The organism is Chryseobacterium sp. CH21, assembly GCF_004119445.1.
Classification (GTDB): Bacteria; Bacteroidota; Bacteroidia; order Flavobacteriales; family Weeksellaceae; genus Chryseobacterium.
Genome location: NZ_QICI01000105.1, coordinates 22921 through 43888 on the forward strand (window position 1 = coordinate 22921; position 20968 = coordinate 43888).

Annotated in this window: 18 protein-coding genes and 2 pseudogenes; 8 read left to right on the top strand and 12 right to left on the bottom strand. The window is 34.0% G+C overall.

Annotation, left to right across the window (positions count from 1 at the left end; genetic code table 11):
• Position 1 precedes the first annotated feature (1 nt).
• The 5 genes from recO to BOQ62_RS21480 are packed head-to-tail and all read right to left on the bottom strand — an operon-like array spanning position 2 to position 4662.
• On the bottom strand, positions 2 to 688 hold the full coding sequence (gene recO / locus BOQ62_RS21465; RefSeq protein ID WP_129042373.1) for a DNA repair protein RecO: 687 nt from the start codon (positions 686 to 688) through the stop codon (positions 2 to 4).
• Positions 689 to 691: 3 nt separating this feature from the next.
• Entirely contained in the window at positions 692 to 1303 is a 612-nt protein-coding gene (locus tag BOQ62_RS24350; RefSeq protein ID WP_410494235.1) for a T9SS type A sorting domain-containing protein, read from the bottom strand.
• A 53-nt stretch (positions 1304 to 1356) separates the two neighbouring features.
• Positions 1357 to 2949, bottom strand: coding sequence for a hypothetical protein (locus BOQ62_RS21470; protein WP_410494233.1), 1593 nt, complete (start codon positions 2947 to 2949; stop codon positions 1357 to 1359).
• 1 nt (position 2950) lies between these two features.
• Positions 2951 to 3901, bottom strand: coding sequence for a bifunctional metallophosphatase/5'-nucleotidase (locus tag BOQ62_RS21475; RefSeq protein ID WP_129042374.1), 951 nt, complete (start codon positions 3899 to 3901; stop codon positions 2951 to 2953).
• The gene (locus tag BOQ62_RS21480; RefSeq protein WP_129042375.1) at positions 3901 to 4662 is read right to left on the bottom strand and encodes a 5'-nucleotidase C-terminal domain-containing protein; all 762 of its coding nucleotides are present in this window, start codon (positions 4660 to 4662) and stop codon (positions 3901 to 3903) included. Before BOQ62_RS21480 ends, BOQ62_RS21475 begins: the two co-directional genes overlap by 1 nt.
• 107 nt (positions 4663 to 4769) lie before the next feature.
• Here BOQ62_RS21480 and dapA point away from each other — a divergent pair, with 107 nt between their 5' ends.
• From dapA to BOQ62_RS21500, 4 genes are all read left to right on the top strand, one after another.
• Positions 4770 to 5642 (top strand): 4-hydroxy-tetrahydrodipicolinate synthase, encoded by an 873-nt coding sequence (gene dapA, locus BOQ62_RS21485; protein WP_129042376.1) that lies wholly within the window; start codon positions 4770 to 4772, stop codon positions 5640 to 5642.
• A 202-nt stretch (positions 5643 to 5844) separates the two neighbouring features.
• Positions 5845 to 6357: a GNAT family N-acetyltransferase gene (locus BOQ62_RS21490; RefSeq protein WP_129042377.1), complete on the top strand. Its 513-nt coding sequence runs from the start codon at positions 5845 to 5847 to the stop codon at positions 6355 to 6357.
• A gap of 284 nt (positions 6358 to 6641) precedes the next feature.
• Positions 6642 to 7223, top strand: a complete 582-nt coding sequence (locus BOQ62_RS21495; protein ID WP_105704058.1) for a helix-turn-helix domain-containing protein — start codon at positions 6642 to 6644, stop codon at positions 7221 to 7223.
• Positions 7216 to 7662, top strand: coding sequence for a response regulator (locus BOQ62_RS21500; protein WP_129042378.1), 447 nt, complete (start codon positions 7216 to 7218; stop codon positions 7660 to 7662). The genes BOQ62_RS21495 and BOQ62_RS21500 overlap by 8 nt, the downstream gene beginning before the upstream one ends.
• A gap of 614 nt (positions 7663 to 8276) precedes the next feature.
• Here BOQ62_RS21500 and recG read toward each other — a convergent pair.
• From recG to BOQ62_RS21530, 6 genes and pseudogenes are all read right to left on the bottom strand, one after another.
• Positions 8277 to 10362 (bottom strand): annotated as a pseudogene (gene recG / locus BOQ62_RS21505) (ATP-dependent DNA helicase RecG).
• A gap of 164 nt (positions 10363 to 10526) precedes the next feature.
• The gene (locus tag BOQ62_RS21510) at positions 10527 to 11060 is read right to left on the bottom strand and encodes a thioredoxin family protein (RefSeq protein ID WP_129042379.1); all 534 of its coding nucleotides are present in this window, start codon (positions 11058 to 11060) and stop codon (positions 10527 to 10529) included.
• 41 nt (positions 11061 to 11101) lie between these two features.
• The gene (locus BOQ62_RS21515; protein ID WP_129042380.1) at positions 11102 to 12613 is read right to left on the bottom strand and encodes a peptide MFS transporter; all 1512 of its coding nucleotides are present in this window, start codon (positions 12611 to 12613) and stop codon (positions 11102 to 11104) included.
• 19 nt (positions 12614 to 12632) lie between these two features.
• A complete protein-coding gene (locus tag BOQ62_RS21520; RefSeq protein ID WP_129042381.1) occupies positions 12633 to 13625 on the bottom strand; it encodes a YhcG family protein in 993 nt (330 codons plus the stop codon).
• A 60-nt stretch (positions 13626 to 13685) separates the two neighbouring features.
• Positions 13686 to 15439: pseudogene (locus tag BOQ62_RS21525) on the bottom strand (peptide MFS transporter).
• Positions 15440 to 15571: 132 nt separating this feature from the next.
• Positions 15572 to 17227, bottom strand: a complete 1656-nt coding sequence (locus BOQ62_RS21530) for a peptide MFS transporter (protein ID WP_129042382.1) — start codon at positions 17225 to 17227, stop codon at positions 15572 to 15574.
• Positions 17228 to 17488: 261 nt separating this feature from the next.
• On the opposite strand from BOQ62_RS21530, the gene BOQ62_RS22675 reads away from it, so the two are divergent.
• Together BOQ62_RS22675 and BOQ62_RS21535 are read left to right on the top strand one after the other, a co-directional pair.
• Positions 17489 to 17662: a bacteriocin-like protein gene (locus BOQ62_RS22675; RefSeq protein WP_164976822.1), complete on the top strand. Its 174-nt coding sequence runs from the start codon at positions 17489 to 17491 to the stop codon at positions 17660 to 17662.
• Positions 17663 to 17828: 166 nt separating this feature from the next.
• Positions 17829 to 18608, top strand: coding sequence for a GLPGLI family protein (locus tag BOQ62_RS21535; protein WP_129042383.1), 780 nt, complete (start codon positions 17829 to 17831; stop codon positions 18606 to 18608).
• 77 nt (positions 18609 to 18685) lie between these two features.
• On the opposite strand, the gene BOQ62_RS21540 is transcribed toward BOQ62_RS21535, so the two are convergent.
• A complete protein-coding gene (locus BOQ62_RS21540) occupies positions 18686 to 19054 on the bottom strand; it encodes a helix-turn-helix domain-containing protein (RefSeq protein ID WP_129042384.1) in 369 nt (122 codons plus the stop codon).
• Positions 19055 to 19205: 151 nt separating this feature from the next.
• Between BOQ62_RS21540 and BOQ62_RS21545 the strand changes: the two genes are divergently transcribed.
• Complete coding sequence (locus BOQ62_RS21545; RefSeq protein ID WP_129042385.1) at positions 19206 to 19403, top strand: hypothetical protein; 198 nt, start codon at positions 19206 to 19208, stop codon at positions 19401 to 19403.
• 54 nt (positions 19404 to 19457) lie between these two features.
• The gene (locus BOQ62_RS21550) at positions 19458 to 20966 is read left to right on the top strand and encodes a thioredoxin domain-containing protein (RefSeq protein WP_129042386.1); all 1509 of its coding nucleotides are present in this window, start codon (positions 19458 to 19460) and stop codon (positions 20964 to 20966) included.
• Positions 20967 to 20968: the final 2 nt, after the last annotated feature.

Below are 20968 nucleotides of genomic sequence, written 5' to 3' on the forward strand. Positions count from 1 at the left end.
TTTATTCAAATATCTGCTGAATAATCTCTAAAGATGTAGGAGTTTTGAAATCCGTAATATGATAATGATAATACACCAAAAGACTATCGAGGAAATCCTTCCGTAAGGAAGAATGGATCTTTGTCGCATAAAAATCTTCCGCACAAAGCGCTTCTTTCCACAGTGTAGAAATTTCTTCATTGAACAGCTGATGGCTGATTTCAAGGGAGAAAGTTCCGGTTTCCGGATCTAAAAATTTGCCTTCACTCAATAATGGGGCAACACCCTGAATTTTTAAGAAAGCCAGTAAAAACAGAAGGTGAGCCTGATAATTTTTGTTGGTCAGCTCATTGATAAAATGATCAATGCCGGAATAAATCGGGATATTTTTATTTTCATACTTCAGGATATGACTCAAAAAGTCTGAAATAAAGAAAATAACAGTATTGACTTTTATATCGGTATAAATGTCATTATTCTTTACCAGTTCAAATTTTGAAACAGTTGCTATACCATTACCCCGTGATGGATTTACAGAAAAATTAAGCTGGCTCAGAGGTTGCAGCAGGGCTTTCTTTTTATTCTTTTTAGCATAGATTCCTTTCAGAAAATAGCTTTGAAAACCCTCTTCTTCTGTAAAACAATGCAATACAGCATCATTTTCTCCATATTTGATAAATGAAAGTAAAAAACCGTTTTGTGAATTCATTAATTAATTGACTACTCCTATTTTGGCTGTAGCTTTGTCAGATCCGTCTTCATTGGTCATCAGAACAAAATAAATTCCTGATGCTACTCTTGTTCCTTTTTGATTATTAAGATCCCATTCATAATAACCTCCTCGTGCTACAGCAGAGTGAACTACATTTCCTGCAGCGTCTACAATTCTTATATTGGTTTTTTCTGCAAGACCTTTAATGGTTACTTTTCCTTTGAAATTGGAATAAACAACAGGGTTTGGATATACCATAACATCCCCAAAATTGGAAGTTACATCTGCAACATCCCCTTGATAGGTTACAATGCCGTTATACGTTACAAAATAGACCTTACCTGTTTTCTTGTCAATTTTTATATCCGTGACACTGTTTGTCGGCAGCGGTGAGTTTTCTTTAGTAAAGTGTTTTATGGTTTTCTGACCATCAGAAGACAGATAATATACACCACCTCCATCAATAGATACCCACTTATGATCTCCTCCGTCTACAGCAATTTGAAGAATGGCTGATTCTCTGAAAAGTTCTTCTCCCAGACCATTCTGTTCTATTACAATAGGTTCCATTGCAGGGTGAGAGTTTTTGATTTCAGACGAAGCACTAGGCATTACTCTTAAACCACTGTCTGTGCCAATCCATGCATCGCCGGATTTGTCAAATGCTACGGATAATACACCTCCTGAACTTCCCGGAAGCCCATTATTTTCAGCAAGAATATAATCAGTGTCATCAGAAAGATTGGTTGCTCCTTTATAATCATATACCCAGAAGTTATTGGATCTCGGTAGGGGAGTCCATAGCATGTTTTCATGAAAAACTGTTTTCTGAATACCATCACTGGCAAGTACGATTTTTTGATGACAAAGTCATCAGCTGCTTTATCATAGATTCCCATAGAAGGGTTTCCGTCATTAAATCCAAAAGATACAAAAAGATTACTCTGAGAATCTGTAGCAAAACCTACAGGACGTCTGTAATAAGGCTGTGCTCCAAGATTATAATACTTTACCATTTCAAAATCCTTACTGGTAGCATTATACTTCATTTTGTAAACCCCATTCTCTCTCATTGTATAATTAGTAAAAAGAACTTCATTACCACTGAAAGGGCTTATAATTGCATCCAGTACATTAATGTCAGGTGAAGGATTATTAACAAAATAGGAAGGATAAATCCATTCTGTTCCGTTGAAATAATAGAAGCCTGGTTTCTTAGGATTAATAGCCGGTTCATTATAGTTATTTGCCCTTGCTCCTGTAGAGACAAGCATCTGATTGTTATCAAAAAGATTGATATTATAAGCTATATTGAAATAAGGTCCCGATGGCTTATAAGTATTGTTACCTTCATCTTTTATCCCTGACAGTACAGTTCCACCCAAGATTTTTCCACCAGCAGTGAGTGCGGTATTGCATTCTTCACCAAGACTTACTGCATTCTGAGAAACCCCGTTTATTCCGTAGGTATAAACTCTGTTGTCTGTAACAATAATATTATTGGATGTAATAACAACATCACGAATATTTTCGAAATTAGTAGGAAGCTGTATTGGAGTACCGTTATTGTAAGCATAGGCTACTGTAGCATTGGAAAATACCAGTTCAGATTCTGAATCTATATGTTTAAAAGCTCCTGGAATCTCAGTGGTCCAGGTAGAATACACAGGGAAAGTGGTATTCATTTGATGGCTTTTTAATCCTGTATTGGTTACAGAATATACTTTATTCCCGAATATGGTAGCTTCATTACTTGCCTGATACACTCCACCAGTAAGGAAAAATGCAGAATCTCCAAATTCTTTATTGGTCAGATTAAAGATGGAAAGTCCATATCCTACAGAAATTACAGCCTGATCTCCTGTGATGGAAATATGGTTGATCTTTTTATTACCGTTATAGCCGGTAGCAATGGGGATATCAACAATGTACTTGATTTCCTGCGGAGTGATCACATCCATGGAGCCATTTTCATAACCGATAAGCCCAATTTTAGTCTGTGGATTATAATCGAAAGCTGTAATTCCGATATTATGCAGACCATTAGCTTTGGACAACTTCGTAATTTCTCCTGTTGCAATTGTATAATAGAATATTCCGTTTTCTGTGGCTGCAATGATTTTTCCATTGTCTTCTTTCATGGCGAAAACATTATTGTAGGAAAATAAATCCGACCATTTTTTTGATGAAATGACCTGAGCTTTTGTAAACTGCAGAGAGGCTAAAATACCAAGAGAAATTAGAGAGAGTTTTTTCATATTATGCGGTTATGCTGCTGTCTATTGCCTGATTGTTCCAGGAAATATGCTGTACGTTTTTGTTTATATCAAAATAAAAATCTATTCTACCTAAAAGAAGTCCTGCCCATCCAACCTGGTTCACCAGTACATTTCTGCCCTGTCTGTTGGTATAGGATTGAGGTTCCGGTAGGAATGTATGGGTATGGCCACCTAAGATAATATCAATATTTTCTGTATTGGCGGCTAATATTTTATCACTTATTTTATTCGGTTCATCTTTATAATCGTAACCGATATGGGAAAGACAGATCACAAGATCACATTTCTGATCTTTTTTCAGGAAATTTGAATAGTGCTGTGCTACATCTATCGGATTGGAATAAACGGTTTCTCCATACTGTTTTTTACCTACAAGGCCATCCAGCTGAATTCCCACTCCGAAAATTCCTACTTTGATTCCATTCTTATTGAATATCTTATACGGAGATGTTTTCCCGTCAAGAATAGTGTTTTTAAAATCATAATTGGAACAGATAAAAGGAAACTTCGCATTAGGAAGTACTTTTAAAAATCCATCAAGACCATTGTCGAAATCATGATTCCCCATGGTAGAGGCATCATATTTCATCATGGACATTAATTTGAATTCCAGTTCTCCTCCAAAGAAATTGAAATAAGGAGTTCCCTGGAAAATATCTCCAGAATCAAGAAGCAGTACATTGCTTTCCTGACTTCTGATTTGCTGAATTAAGCTAGCTCTTCGTGCAAAACCTCCCTGATTAGGATTTCTTGTATAGCTTGCATCGAAAGGTTCTATTCTGCTGTGTTGATCATTAGTATGAAGAATAGTGAGTTTATTCGCAGATTTTAAGTTGAGAATTTTTAATTCTTCCGCCATCATCATATTGGGAGCTAAAGCCATTGCTAAAGATCCGCCGCCTATTGCTTTTAAAAAACTTTTTCTATCCATTATTTCTTCCCGATAAAATTTAAACGAACATCAGAATTGACCACAACTTCAGGAGTTTTCTTAAAATAATCAATAAATAAATCTCTCATTTTAATACCTGTTGCTATTAATTCTCCTTTTGCAAAGAATTTCATATTGTCTCCACCCAGCGCAAGATAATCTGAAGTGGCAATATAATAGTCTTGAGCCGGATCCACTTCTTTACCATTGATTAATGATTTGATGATCTGCCCGTTTTTGGTCTCAATATACAAGTGAGAAACAGGATTGTTGACCTGTGTTTTTGCATAATACTCAAAAAGTCCCTGTATATCTGCTCCTTTCATTTTCACAATAACCACCTCATTCTCGAAAGGCATTACTTCAAATACATTTTTGAGCAAAATATCTCCCTTTCCAATAGTAGTACGGATTCCTCCGATATTGATTAATGCAGCATCTACGTTTTGCTTAAGATGAGTTTTTATCCATTCGTTACCTCCTTCAAACGTATAATCAGCTAAAAGATTTCCCAGATTGCTGTTATCACCCTGCTTGGTAAGATCCACATGGGTGTGTGAGATCTTCTGGTTCATTTCTTTATCCAGTTTTTGTTTATAGGGCTCAATAAATTTTACAAATTCCTCTTCATTTTTTAGCTCATTATTAATAGAAATATTTTTCTGAGTCTTTACAGACATAAGCTGCTGCGGTACAGAAGCCGTTTTGCATGCTGTAAGGGACGCCAGAGCAATTCCTAGTAATAAGAATTTATTTTTCATAATATCTTTTAGTATATGCAAATATAACTATATGTATAATAAAACATTATTATTTATTATAAATTCTTGGTGTAAATGACTAAATTTGGCAAAAATAATTCTAACAGATGAGCATTTTAAAAGGAGTAGGTGTTGCATTGGTAACGCCCTTTAATGAAGATTTATCCGTTGATTTCGACAGTTTAACGAAACTTGTTGAATACAATATCGAAAACGGAACCAATTATTTAGTAGTATTGGGAACTACGGCAGAGGCCGCAACGCTTTCTGCAGAGGAAAAGAAACAGGTAATTGAGCATATCATTAAGGTGAATAGTAAACGTCTTCCTTTGGTTTTAGGAATTGGCGGTAACGATACTCTTGACGTTAAGAAACAAATTGAGGAAGCAGATCTTTCTGCATTTGAAGCAGTACTTTCAGTATCTCCATATTATAATAAACCGAACCAGGAAGGACTTTATCAGCATTATAAAGCGTTAGCTTCTACCGGGAAAAATATTATTATTTATAATGTTCCTTCAAGAACGGGACAGAATGTAGACGCAGATACGACACTTCGTCTCGCTAAAGAATTTCCTAATTTATTCATGATTAAAGAAGCTTCACCTAATATTTTGCAATATTTTGACATTCTTAGAAAGAAACCTGAAGGCTTTTCATTATTGTCAGGAGATGATGAATATACATTACCAGTTACTCTTGCAGGTGGAGATGGAGTGATTTCCGTAATCGGGCAGGCTTATCCTAAAGAGTTTTCTACGATGGTACAGCTGGCTTTTGAAGGTAAAGTAAAAGAAGCCTATGAAATCCATAATAAGCTGGTAGATATTACCCGTCTTATTTTTGCAGAAGGAAACCCTTGTGGTATTAAAGTAATTCTGGCTGAAAAAGGAATTATCAAAAATTTCTTAAGACTGCCTTTAGTAAAAGCTTCAGAGGGTCTTCATGCTAAGATTAAAGCTGAAATGACAAACATTTAAAAATGATTAAATACGTTTCTGGAAATAAATTCTAATTTTTTCAGTAACATTTTAATCTTTCCATAAACTTATTAAGGTGAAAAGTTAAACGCTTTTCACCTTTTTTATTTCCCATAATTGGTAAGTAGAAAAACATCTGTAAGAGTAAAAAATAAAATATTCAGGAAGAATTTTTGTAAACTTTGTATTTAAAATCAAAATAATGAAATTAATAGAAGCGAAAGAAAAGGATATTCCTTTGATCCAGAATTTGGCAAGAAGATCGTGGGAGAGTGCATATGTAGGAATTATTTCCAATGAACAGATTAATTATATGTTGGGCGAAATGTATTCTCATGATGAAATTTCAAAGCATCTGGAGAATCCCAATTATCATTATTATTTAATTTTTGATGAAAATAATGAATCTTTTGAAGGTTTTATCGGTTATGAACACGGTTATGAAAAAGAAACTACCAAGCTTCACAGAATTTATCTTGTGCCGGAAAGTAAAGGAAAAGGCTTCGGCAAAGGAGCTCTTGACTTCCTGAAAACAAAACTCTCCGAAAGCAGCGATAAAAGAATTATTTTAAATGTAAATAAAGACAATAACGCAAAAAAATTCTATGAATCACAGGATTTTAAAGTATATAATGAATTGGTTTTGGATATAGGGAATGGTTTCGTAATGGATGATTATCAAATGGAGTATATAATTCACTTTGATTTGACTTAAAATTCTGTAACATTTAATTATAATTCTATAACAAGTGATGTGTTTTTTTGATTCATCTTTGCTTCAGAACCAAATCACTTATAACAATACATTCATATGCTTGGTTTTGAGCTGAACAGCTTTTTATCAGTATATTTTTTTCATCCTTAGTGTTTAAATTCCTGTATTCAATGATACAGGAGTTTTGCGTATATACGTCAAAATAAAAAAATAACAGCTATTTCACTTTTAAATGAAATAAATTGTTATATTTACTAAATAATATTGGCTTATATAATACTAGGATGAAAATGTATGTTAAATTTGATTTCAATGCCCTTTGTAAAAAGGTATTGGACGAGAAACTTAAAGAACACGGACTGAAGTACAGGTTGCTGAACTTTGGTGAAGTGGAGTTCTATGAGCCCCTTACTCAGGAACAGCACAACCTTTTTAAGAAGAATCTGGAAGACTATGGTATTGAGATCATAGAAAGTCAGAAGACCGCACTGGTACAGAAAATAAAAGATGCTATCGTAGAATTGGTCTTTTCTGATGAGATTATTCCGGTAAAAGCATCCATTTACATTTCTGAAAAATTGAATCATAGCTATGGATACCTTTCCAACCTTTTTTCGGAAGTAGCATTTACTTCTATTGAGAATTTTATAATTCTGCAAAAAATAGAACATGCAAAAGCACTGATTATACGAAACAAGCAAAGCCTCACAGAAATTGCCCACAAGCTGAACTATTCCAGTGTGGCACATTTGAGTACCCAGTTTAAAAATACAACAGGAATCACACCATCCCAGTTTCAAAAGATTATTGGGAAACGAAGAAGAGCTCAAAGCGCGGTAATAAATCCAAAAATGCAGTATGAATAAAGAATTTCTGAACGTAATAGTAGCAGATAACGATGATAGGACCTTGATTATTTTTAAAAATATTTTAAAAGAACTTAAAATCTCTATAAAAGTTCAATGCTTCAACAACGGAAAAGATCTTATGGAATATCTGAACAATGAAGATGCAGTAGTTCCGGAAATTGTTTTTATCAACTACACAATCTCAGGAAAAGAAAGTATGGATTGCCTTGAAGAAATTGGATCCAATTCAAAATTCAATAATATGGTAACCGCCATTTTCTCTGAACCGATTTCGGAAAATGAAATAGAAGATATTTTTGTAAAAGGAGCTCATATTTTTATGAAAAAAACTGAATGTTTTGAGAGCTTCAAAAAGGTGCTTACAGAAGTTATTACCATCAATTGGCAATATCATACTTCCGGATTAAATAAAGATCATCTCATTCTGAAAGTATGATGAATAAAGGATTTATTAATTTAATATTAATAAATTATAAATCATATTTATTGCATACTATTCACAAATAAGTGATAATTTTATAACTAATAATTAAAATAATATAAAAAGGATCTGAATTAATATACAGACATTTGTAAAAGTAAATTCAGAGACACAAATTTCATTATATAGTAGAAGATACGGATGAATGAGAAGTAATTGTTTCTAAAAAACAAAAAATTATATAAATCACGATGTTAGTTAAACAAAATGGATTATAATAATTTTCCAATTTTAAAGCATAGAAGATCTTTAAACAAAACGGTACAATCATGAAAACTCAAAAGTAGTTGGAGATATTTTTATTCGTTTCATTCCCTCATCTCCACCGAAACACAGTTAGTTTTTATAATAAGCAAGTTGGAAAAATAATTCATTTTGTTTTTTTATAATTTATTTTAATAGTTATGGTTTTGACTCATTATTATATTGTTATATAAATATTTTCACACCACATCACAAAATATTAAGCCATAACTATTAAAATGAATTTTTTTTGGACAGACCAAAAGTAATTTCTTCTAAATAACAGTTTTATAAGGGGACCGCAGGAAAATTTTCTGCGGTTTTTTTTATGATATTTTACTCCACTTATTTTTTCCTTTGTAATATCTGATATAATAGTTTTAATAATCAGATTATCAGGTCTGGAAAGCATTGGATCTGCTTCCAGAATTCTTTCTACCGTATTTTTCGTGGTTTTAATGATCGCAGAATCATTAATCAAATCCAATCTTTTAAAATCTACCACACCACTTTGCTGAGTACCCAGAATATCTCCCGGACCGCGAAGCTGCATATCTACCTCAGAAATTTTAAAACCATCATTGGTCTCAGTCATGGTCTTGATACGTGTTCTGCTTTCTTTAGACATTTTATCTGAAGTCATCAGAATACAATAGCTCTGTTCCGCCCCTCTTCCTACACGCCCTCTCAACTGGTGAAGTTGTGAAAGCCCAAATCTTTCCGAACTTTCAATCACCATAACAGAAGCATTGGGAACATTTACTCCCACTTCAATTACCGTAGTTGCGACCATAATTTCCGCTTTTCCGGAAGCAAAATAAGCCATAGCTGCATCTTTTTCGTCAGGCTTCATCTTTCCATGCAGCATGGTTACGTTATAATCCGGGAAAAATTCCATAACGTGTTCCAGCCCCTCCATTAGATTTTTATAATCTAATGTTTCAGATTCTTCAATAAGAGGATATACGAAATAGACCTGTCTGCCTTTTTTAATTTCATCTTTACAGAAATTATACACATACAATCTGTCTTTTTCACGTCTGTGAGCGGTAATGATAGGTTTTCTTCCTACAGGCATTTCATCAATTACAGAAACATCAAGATCAGAATAAAAGCTCATAGCAAGCGTTCTTGGAATAGGAGTAGCGGTCATCACCAGAATATGCGGAGGAATTTTATTTTTAGCCCAAAGTTTAGCCCTTTGAGCCACTCCAAACCTATGCTGCTCATCAATAATAGCTAATCCAAGATTTTTAAACTTAACCTTATCCTCTAAAACAGCATGGGTTCCCACCAAAATAGAAAGCGAACCATTTTCCAGTTCCTCATGGATAATTCTTCTTTCGGCTGCTTTGGTAGATCCGGTTAGAAGGCGGATATTGATTCCGGTTTTTTCTAATAATTCTTTGATCCCGTTATAGTGCTGCTGGGCAAGAATTTCTGTAGGTGCCATCATGCAGCTTTGAAACCCGTTGTCCATCGCAATAAGCATGGTAAGAAGGGCAACCATCGTTTTCCGGAACCTACATCACCCTGCAGAAGTCTGTTCATCTGAATGGGTCTTTTCATATCCAGACGAATTTCTTTTAGTACTCTTTTCTGTGCATTGGTAAGCTCAAAAGGAAGATGATTTTCATAAAAATCATTGAAATGGTCTCCTATAATACGGAAAGGATTACCATATGACTGTGTTTTGTGATGGAGTTTCTTCAAACCATACCCTAATTGAAAAAAGAATGATTCTTCAAATTTCAGTCTGTAATCTGCTTTATCAAAATGTTCCTGATCTTTTGGGAAATGGACATTCAGAAAAGCATGCTGCCTGGACATGAACTTAAAGGTTTTCATCAGGTATTCCGGGAAATTCTCTTCAATAAGGCTCGGAATCTCTTTACAGATGTTTCTCAGTGCATTCTGAAAAAATCTTTGATTTAAACCTCTCTTTGTTAATTTTTCAGAACTTGGATAAATCGGCTTAAGGCGGGTGTCACCCTCTTTATTTTCTTCGGCTTCTATTTCTGGATGCGGCATAGAAAACTGACGGTTGAATACATTGATCTTCCCAAAAATATAAACTTCCTTGTTAATAGGAAGCTGCTCTTTCAGCCATTTGGAATACTGAAACCAAACCAGATCCATACTGCCTGTCTCATCATTGAATTTTGCAGACAATCTCTTGGTCTTTCCGGTCTGTATTTCCTGTACGTGAGTGATTCTTCCCTTCAATTGTATTTCCTGGCTGGTTTCTTCCTTCAGCTGAGAAACTGTATAAATTTTACTTTTATCCAGATAACGGATAGGATAGAAGTTTAGCAGATCTTCCACGGTAGATAGGCTCAACACACTTTTGATGAGTTTGGCTCTTTCCGGGCCTATTCCTTTTACATATTCTATGGAGGTTTCGAGATTCATTTTCAGATATCGGGATGCAGTTTTCGAATTTTTTGAGCCTTATTTAGGACAAAAGAAATAAAGGTTCGAATTTCGGTAAAATAAAAAAGACTTCCAAAAAAATTGGAAGTCTCTATAGTGAATTTTTATAATTGAACCTTACAATCAGGTTTTAACGTTATTAATTAATCTTTGATTTTAGATTTGAATTTTTTCTGGTAATCCTCCCACTGTTCTCTCGTTTTGATCTTTTTGAACAAATCTTTTGAGATCAGTTCCAGATAAGGTTCCAGTTCTTTGGCTGAAAGCTCTCCCTGAAGAATGGTTATAGGATCTCCGTGTCCATCCAGAAAAACAGTACTTGGGACAGCTCCTACATTCATGTATTGTGTAAACTCATGCAGAGAGTTTTTCCCTTTTTTATGCTCAGTATTAGGATTGGAAAAAATTCTTCCAAAGATCTCGATACTCTTTTTTTCTTCTGCATTAAACTTTACAGGATAATAATTCTCATTTAAAATCTGAGCAATCACAGGATGCCCATACGTTTTTTTATCCATGATTTTGCATGGGCCACACCAGTCGGCATAAAAATCAATCAATATCTTTTTGGGACTTTCCTTTTGAGCTTTTAAAGCTTCTTCAATGGTCATCCACTTTACCTGTGCAAAACTAAAATTCAATAAAAGTAAGAGTACTATGCTTAAAATTTTCTTCATATTGTGATATTTAGGTAAAAATAAGCATAATTACTTATTTTCTATTTTACATCCTGCATTAATTTTTTCACGTACGGAGATATCAAAATTAATACCACTCCGGCAATTACTGCATATAATCCTAATTGTTTATATCCATCAGTATAAGTGATCAAAGCATCATAGTTGGTGGAACCTTTTTTTGCGGTGGCAAGACTCGCTCCTATAATCCCTGCAACATACTGTCCATAGGCTGAAGCGAGAAACCACATTCCCATCATCATTCCCTGAAGATTCTTCGTAGAAAGCTTAGTCATGATGGATAATCCGATAGGAGAGAGGCACAATTCCCCAAGGGTAATGATTAATAATGCCAGTGTGAAGAAATTCAAAGAAGTGATTCCTTGAAGATCTGCAAACAGCCGGGTTGCAAATAAGACATAATACCCTAATCCTAGGAAGATAAATCCTAATCCGAATTTAATAATCGTATTGGGTTCAATTTTTCTCTTGTTTAGCCAGATCCAAAGAAGTCCAATCAATGGAGCAAGGAAAATAATGAAGAAAGCTCCTCCTGAGTTATTCACCCCATTTGGGTCTAATCCTAAGAGATCTTTGTTTAGATTTTTAGCTGCGAAAATACTTAAAGAACCTCCACTTTGTTCATAAATTCCCCAAAATATAATGGAGAATATAATGAAAACTAAAGCTGCCCAAAGCTTTTTACGTTCTGAAGCTGTTACTTTAGACATTTCATAGAATAGATAGATTAAAGTTAATGGCCCGATTGTCCACATAAAATAATCCGTATATTCTGTTTTAGCCACCATAGTCATAATGATCGGTACAAAAATCAATGACAAAACATAGACTCCATATTCTTTCCATTTTGGGATTGGAGCTGTTTTTTCTTCCGCTAAAGGATGTCCTGGCTGTAGCCCAATAGTACCCAAGGTTCTTTGAGTAAATACAAAGTTAATTAAGCTTACTACCATCACTATTGAAGCCAGTCCAAATGCAATGTGCCATCTCATTTCTTCTGCAATTACATTGCTCAGGAATTCTCCTTTACCAATTGCAATACATAAATAACCTCCTAATAATGCCCCAAGATTGATTCCCGCATAGAAGAGTGAGAATCCTGCATCTGCTCTTGAATCATTAGGTTTATAAAGCTGCCCCACCATGGATGAAATATTAGGTTTGAAGAAACCTGTCCCTACTACGGTGAATGCTATTCCTAAGAAAAAGAATTTGTGGGGATCTGTAGCAAGAATCAAGCTTCCTACGATCATCAGGAGACCTCCCCAAAACAGGGATTTTCGGAATCCTAAAATTTTATCCGCAAAAAGGCCTCCTACAAAAGTAAAGGCATATACGAAGGCCTGCGTTGCACCATATTGAAGGTTGGCTTCTTTTTCATGGAAATTAAGCTGGGATATCATAAAGAAAACCAGCATTCCACGCATTCCGTAGAAACAGAAACGTTCCCACATTTCAGAGAAAAACAGGCTCCAGATTTGTCTGGGATATTTTCCTTTGAAACTTTGTATTTCATCTAAAGTTAAGCTCATAATGCTATATGATTAAGTTCTAATAAGGGTTTTTATTTTCCTGATCCAGTTCAAAACGGATTCTGTCCTGATCGATAATTTGTTTTAATTCTTCTTCTTTTGGGAGGTACAGCAGATATTTGCTGGCAAATAAATTGTTTTTATCATTCAAAACGGAATATTTTACGATAGTTTCATCCTTTTCTGAACATAATAAAATTCCGATGGTTGGGTTATCTCCTTCACCACGTTTCAGATCATCATACATTCTTACATACATATCAATTTGTCCAATATCCTGATGAGAAAGTTCTCCTGTTTTCAGGTCGATGATGACAAAGCATTTTAGGATATAATTATAGAAGACAAGATCAATGTAGAAATCTGAGGTATCAGTAGAAATATGTTGTTGTCTGGCTACAAAAGCGAATCCTTTCCCGAATTCAAGCAAAAACTTTTGAATATGGTCAATAATGGCTGTTTCAATTTCTTTTTCAGAGAATTGTTCATCAGCTTTTAAGCCAAGAAATTCAAAAATATAAGGATCTTTTAAAACACTATGAATACTTTCTGTGGAAGATTTTTTATGCTGCAAAACCCTTTCGTAAGCAAGGGAATTGATTTGTCTTTTGAGATCTCTGTAGTTCCAATTATTCTGAACAGATTCATTGATGTAATAATTTATTTTTTCGGCATTGTCAAGCCTAATCAATAGTCTGTAATGAGTCCAGCTCAATTCGTGACGCAATGCGTCACATATTGGAAATGCATGATAAAAAGAACGCATATTTCTTAAGTTACTTTCATCAAAACCTTTTCCAAATTCCAAAGTGAGTTTTTCAGAAAGCTTTTTCAGTGTATACTTTCCATATTCTGCGCGTTCTTTCCCCTGTTGTTCATCTTCAACAATAAGTTTTCCAATCTGCCAGTAAGTAAGCAGTAGTGTAGAATTCGCAATTCGAAAAACTTTTTCGCGCGATTGTCTAATGATTTCCTTTACGGATTGGAATAAAGAATCTTCGGAAATTTCCATCGTACGAAAATAAAAAAACCTCTGACTTGGCAGAGGTTTTATTATATTTTGTTGATACAATTAGTTTACACCGTGCATCATTTTCTTTAAGATAGGCGAAATTAAACCTAAGATTACAGAAGCAATACCACAAAGTACTACGAATACCATGAAGAATTCGAATAGATTGTGAATTTCAAATCCTACAAAAGTAGGGTTGTGTAATGGAAGCTGAGCTTTATCGAAAGCAGCAACCTGATCAGCTGTCAGGGTTACTTTTTTATCCAAAACATCCTGTAAATTAATTCCCATTTCTTCAGCTTTTTTGAATTTATCACCTGTTGCAGGGATAAGAGCTCCTAATGAACCTGCCAATGCATAACCAGCAGCATTAGAAATGAAGAAAACACCATATAGTAATGAAGCAAATCTTTTCGGAGCAAGTTTACCCACTAAAGATAAACCAATTGGAGAAAGACAAAGTTCACCACAAGTCTGGATGAAGTATAGTAACATTAACCATTTGATGGCTAATAATCCTGAGTTTCCAAGATCTTTTACATTGTGTGCAATGATGAAATAAGAAAGGGCAATTAATGCTAACCCCATCGCTTGTTTGAACGGAGATACGGGCTCTTTTCCTTTTGCTCTTAATTTGTCCCAGCATAAACTGAAAGGAACCGCTAAAAGAACTACGAAAATACCGTTGAAGATCTGAACCATTGAAGGAGGCATATTCCATCCGAAAATGTTTCTGTCTGTCTGGTTATCTGCAATAAATGTTAATGAAGATCCCGCCTGCTCAAATGCAGCCCAGAAGAAAATAATAAAGAATGATACAATATAGATTACCCAGATTCTCTGTCTCTCTACCTTATTTTCTGCAGAAGACATAATCAGGAAAGCAAGAGCAATACCAGCTGAATAGATGAATGGATAGATGATACCCTTGATCAGTTGTCCCATTTCTACAGAATTGAATCCAAATTCACCTACAAGAAGGTATCTGAAAACGAAGAATAAAACAACAAATATTCCTCCTGTGATCCCTAACGCCTGGCCCGAGAATTTAGCTGTTTGCGTTTCTCCTTCTTCAAAGTCTGCACTTGTATTATTTTTTGGTAATCCTCCGATAGGTCTTCCTTCAGGAGTTACTACATATTTGTTTTTAAGGATAAAGAATGTGATTGTTCCAATTATCATGGCAATAGAAGCTGCAAGGAATCCCCATTTGAAAGCAAAAATATCTCTTACTCCCGTTGCAGCATCTTTTACGTCTCCTACGTATGGACAGATAAACTGACCTAAGAATGCTCCAATATTGATCCCCATGTAGAAAATAGTAAAAGCAGAATCCAGCTTAGATTTCTCCTGTTTTGGATAAAGGCTTCCTACCATTGAGGAAATATTCGGTTTGAAGAATCCATTACCGAAAATGATAACGAATAATGCCAGCCACATGATCATTTAGCACTTCCAATATCTGCTGAGAATGTAGAGGCACTGATGAATAATAAGAACTGGCCAATAGCCATTAATGATCCACCAATGATGATAGCATATCTGTTTCCGATATATTTATCCGCAATAAATCCTCCCAAAAGAGGAGTTAAATAACATAACGCTAGAAATCCACCATAGATGATTGCTGCATCAGCTTCTTTTATTAATAAGGAATTTACCATGAAGAGCGTCAAAAGAGCTCTCATTCCATAAAAGTTGAAACGCTCCCACATTTCTGTTCCGAAAAGAACCCATAATCCTTTAGGATGCCTGGAATTCTTATTCTCTACAAATTCATCCGGTTTCGGACTCAATGCTTCAATATTATCCATTTCTATTGTTAATTTTTGTTAAGACTGACAAATATAGTTTATTTTGGGTTTTTGGCAAGGTTTTAATTTTATTTTTAAATAAAAAAGCTGCGGAACTATTCCGCAGCTTGCTAATCGTTATAATATCAAGGATTAATGTCCTTTTTCCTTCATGATTTTGTTCAGCCTTTTTAACATAGAAAGACCCAAAAGTGTAGCAAATATTAACAGAGCGAAGTTCACCAGGAAATAATTTGTCTTATTTTCGTAGTTATACCACGTACTTGCAAGGATTCCTGAAAGTTTATTCCCAACAGAGTTAGCCAGGAAAAAACCACCCATCATCAATGCTGTAATTCTTGCAGGAGAAAGTTTAGAGACAAAAGAAAGTCCCATGGGAGACAGACAGAGTTCACCAATGGTAATGACTCCGTAGCTGGCAACCAGCCATAATGGTGAAACTTTTATGGATCCATTATCTCCGGCCATCACAGCTAAAACCATCACAAGGCAGGAAAGTCCGGAAATAAATAATCCCAACACAATTTTCGTAGGCGTTAAAGGTTCTTTTCCTTTTCTTCTCAATAATGCCCAGAATCCTACGATAACAGGAGTAAGAGCAATTACCCAGAACGGATTAATAGACTGGAATAATTCTGTATTATACAGATATACTTTATTTTCAGGGTTTTTCTCAAGGGCAGCACGCTGCTCAGGTGAAATGTTTTTAAAATAAACATCTTTCCCCATTTCTTTCTTCGTTTCCCCGTTACCATCTTTTTGGGAACGGAACTGATTATCATAAACAGGTGTTTCTTTGTCTTCATAGCTCTTTCCGTCTACCATATAAATTCCTTCCAATGGTTTTTCAAGAGAAGCAGGAACACTTCTGTCTGTATAATAATTCGCCCATCTTGTCAAAGCTGTTCCGTTTTGTTTGAAAACAGCCCAGAAGAACATACTGATCAGAAATACAGAAAGTAATGCACCGATAGAAGCTTTTTCATCTGGCTTGGCTTTAAAGTAAAGAGAGGCATAAAAGTAAATTACAGGTACACATGCAAAAATAAAGGCATCTGTACTGTCGCTTCCAAAGATATTGTTAGGGATAAACCAACCTATAGCTCCTGCAACGATAGCCGGAACGAATACTTTCAGCATAATTTCCGACAGCTTTGTATCGCCTTCCTGTACAGGTTTCATCTGTGCAGCATGAATGTAATGTTTTCTTCCGATGGTAAAAATAATCATACCGATCAGCATTCCGACTCCGGCAGTGATGAAAGCTTCACCCCAACCGAATTTATTACGCATGAAAGCGGCAATAATGTTACAGATAAACGCTCCGATATTAATTCCCATATAGAAAATATTATAGCCGGAGTCTTTGTTGGCTTTATAAGGTTCTTCAGAATAAAGATTTCCTAATAATGTTGAAATAGTAGGTTTAAAGAAACCGTTTCCGATGATAATTAATGCCAGAGAGGTATAAAATAAAGGTAGATCCTTAAAAACACCCATTCCTATATATCCTGCAGCCATTAAAAAGCCACCTAGATAAATAGATTTAATGTACCCTAAAACTCTGTCTGCCAGGAATCCTCCAATGAATGGGGTCAGATAAGTTAAGGCAATGTAAGTTCCGAAAATATCATCAGCAGTTTTGTCTGGCAGTCCAAGCCCTCCTTTCATTCCGGTAGGCTCAATAACATACAGTACAAAGATTCCAAGAATCAGGTAATACCCGAAACGCTCCCACATTTCCGTAAAAAAGAGAAAGGGCAGCCCTTTAGGATGTTTAGTCTTCATATAATCAATTTTCAAATTTCCCAAAAATAGCTTTTTAATTTCAATTGATAAAATAAATAATACTTACCTAAATGATTAATGAAATAAATAAGAACTATGAATGTGCATAAGGGTTTTCTTTATTTAAAAACTTGTACATATTTCACAAATTAAAACACAATGAATAAACATAAAATATACATATGTATTTCCTTTCTGAGTGATATTTGTTTTCTATTTTCGCCCATGTCAATAGTGACATATAATATAAAAACATTTATTATGAAAAAATTAAAAAAGATTTCGAGAGAAAAGTTAAAAAGTGTCCAAGGTGGCAGGAAAGATTTCTGTCAGCCAGGGGTTGGTGATGTATGTGCGCAATATGGACTTGAATGTGGTTTTTGGTATACTGTGCAAAATGGTCAAGTGATAGAGTCACATAATGCTTGTATGTAATAATATTGACTTCAGTTAAGGGTTTAAGGAGGCTGTTTCAAAAGGTAAATTAACACTCTGAGGATCTCCTAAATGACAAAAGTTGTCATAAAGGAGTCCGAGAGAGGGGGTGCTTTTGATACAGCCTCTTTTTTAATAGGGAGATTTTCATGAAAAATTACTTTTTATCTTATTGCTGGTATCGAATATTTTGGCTGCACAGAATATTACTTTTATATATGGACTTACTTTTAGGGCTGATAATAAAGATGTAAGACAAGAATACTATTATTTGGATGTTCTGGGTAAGCAATCCGTTTTCAGGTCAGTAGAAATACGGGAGGCAGATTCGTTAATGCAAAAAAATGGTTATTGGAACAGCCGTAAACCTATTTTTGAAGACATATATTCTTTCAAAAACTTAATCAATAATAAAGTTTACAAAAGTGTTACACATCCTGCTATGTATGATTTATATTACATCAATATTAATGATAAACTAAACTGGAAAATTCAATCTGATACAATGAAAGTTAATGATGTGCTATGTCAGAAAGCTACAACAGAATATGGTGGTCGTAATTGGATTGCCTGGTTTGATCCTACAAATCCGATACAAGAGGGGCCCTATATATTTTATGGGCTTCCGGGATTCATTATTAAACTTTCAGATGAACAAGAGAGTTTTGATTTTAACCTTATTAAAATTAGAAAGTCTACTAAAAATAATATGTTCTATTTACGAAAGGGAAGAGAAATAACTTGGGATGTTTATAAGAAATTACAGATTGATTATTATAATGATCCATTTGCTGAAATAAAAATCAAAAATATTAAAACAAAAATTGGAGATGCCAATGGAAATCCTGTTAATATAAGTTTTAAAGAAATCACAGAAAGTATTCGGAGACAGATGAAAGAAGGTAACTACCCTATAGAACTGGATAAAGCGGTAAAATATCCTTGATGATATATAAAAAAACCTTTCAGAACTTCTGAAAGGTTTTTATTATTCATAAATAATATTATATAATACTCTATGGATTAAAATCCATTTTGAGATTTTAGTACTTGATTTTCTTCATTTAGCTCACAAATTTTTTGTTTTAGAAAACCAATATAGTCCTGTAAATTTTCAATTATTGAACAATTGAGATTTTGGGTGTACTGATATTGGGATGTGTCTTTGAATGTAGAATTATTAGTACTGGTTACCCATTCTTCCTCTTCCTTAATATCAGAAATAGGAACACTGAGCGATTCAGCTATTTTCTTCCATTCTTCTTCATGTATCCTTACCTCACCCCGTTCTTTCCGGGAGTAATTGGAAGGATCAGTAAATAAAATTTTGGCCATCTTCTCTTGAGAGATGCCTTTGAGTTTCCGTAGGTTTTTTAGTTTTTCTTGCTTCATTATTTCTTAATGTCTATTACAAATATGCGAAACATGTACAACTTTTGCAAGAAAAATGCCGGAAAAATGCCTGATATATTTATTTTATTGGATGATTTAATTTATAGTTTTGAGAAGTCAATAATGACACAGAATATTTAATTAAAACATTATGAAAAGCAATTCTTTAAAAATTAAGAAAGCAAGTTTATCTAGAAATGAGTTAAGATCTCTTAAAGGAGGAAAAATTGGAAACGGAGGAGGAACTTCTATCGGAATCGGTGGAGGTGGAGATGTAGAGTGCGGTTGTGTACAAGCTGGTTGTGCTGGAGACGGAAGTGCAAGATGTGGAGGAGGATGTTGTAACTAAAATTAAAATCTTAATCAGCAATGAAATTTCATTGCTGATTATTTTTAAGTATTTATGAAGAAAAATATTAATATACTAACAAGCTATTTAAATCTTATTGATATTCATGTTGATAAGAATGAGTTTGAATATCAATTAAATGGTCATCCGGAATTCCCTAATATTCTGTCTTTTTCCGATACGCTTCATTTTTTTAATATTGATTGTTCTGTGTTTGAAATAGATGAAGAAGATGTTGAGTTATTACCTGAAAATTTTATATCCATCAATGATGAAGGCTTTAAATTGGAAGACAAAAAGAATTATAATCTCTCAGCGTCCAATGTTGTCTTATTAGTAGATAAATCAGAAAGCTTTTACAACGAAAACAAAAAAAATAATCTATTCTTATGGAGCTCTATTTTATTGGGCGCTCTCATGTTATCTGTTTTGTTATTGGATTTTTCTTTCTTTTATACAGGTGCCGCATTTGTGTCACTTTCATTTTTAGGGATTTTCCTTTCCTATGAAGCTTATAAAAAAACTCACGGTAAAGGAACCATCATTCCTTTAGGGGTATGCCAGAATAAAATGTTGAAAACAGATTGTGATTATGTATTTAATTATAAAAAATGGAAGTTTTTTGATATATCTGAGATCTCTTTATTATTCTTTTTCTCTCAAATTATCAGTTTTATAGTTTTAGCAATCTATAAAGATCTGAGTTTTTACTATTTTATATACAAGTATATATTCTATCTCTTTATACCTGTCTCGTTTGTTTCATTGTATTACCAAATCATTGTTATTAAAAAGTTATGTCCGGTTTGTATTGGTATTATAGTTTGTGTTTATACTCAGCTGGCTCTTTTGTACTTTTTGCCTAACGCATTGATAAAGATTAATCCATTTTCTATTGTTTTATATGGATTATTTGTTTTAGCTTCTGCTTTATTTCTGCTTTATCTAAAGGAGAAAATTAACTGGAATAATAAACTGAAAGAAGAAATTGTAAAAAGTTCGAGGTTTAAAAGAAACTATACTTTCTTCAGAAATAACCTTGCAATTCAAAAGAAAACCCTTAATGATGATTTTTTGAGTTCGTTTAATTTTGGAACTTCCGATGCTAACTTAACGCTGACTTTGGTAACCAATCCTTCATGTAAATACTGTAAGGAATTCTATCCAACATTTATGAGAATAATACATAATTATAGTAATAAAATTAATATTCGTCTTGTGCTGGATGCAGATTTGGATAATTTTTCAGAAGAATTAGCTTCTACCTATATACATATGGCCTGCATTTATGAAAATTCGGAAGATAAGACAACTTTTTTTGTAGCTTTGGAAGAGTGGTATACGATAAGAACAGATAAAAATGGTATCAGCAAATGGAATAATAAATACTCTCATTTGTTTACAAATCAAGATCATGTTATTTCTATTTTAAACAACCAGAAAAAATGGAGAAATATTAATGATATTAATTTTACACCGGATATCTTTATCAATGGATATCAATACCCTATAGAATATGACAGAGCAGATTTGGAATATTTCATATCTGAGATGATGGGATAAAT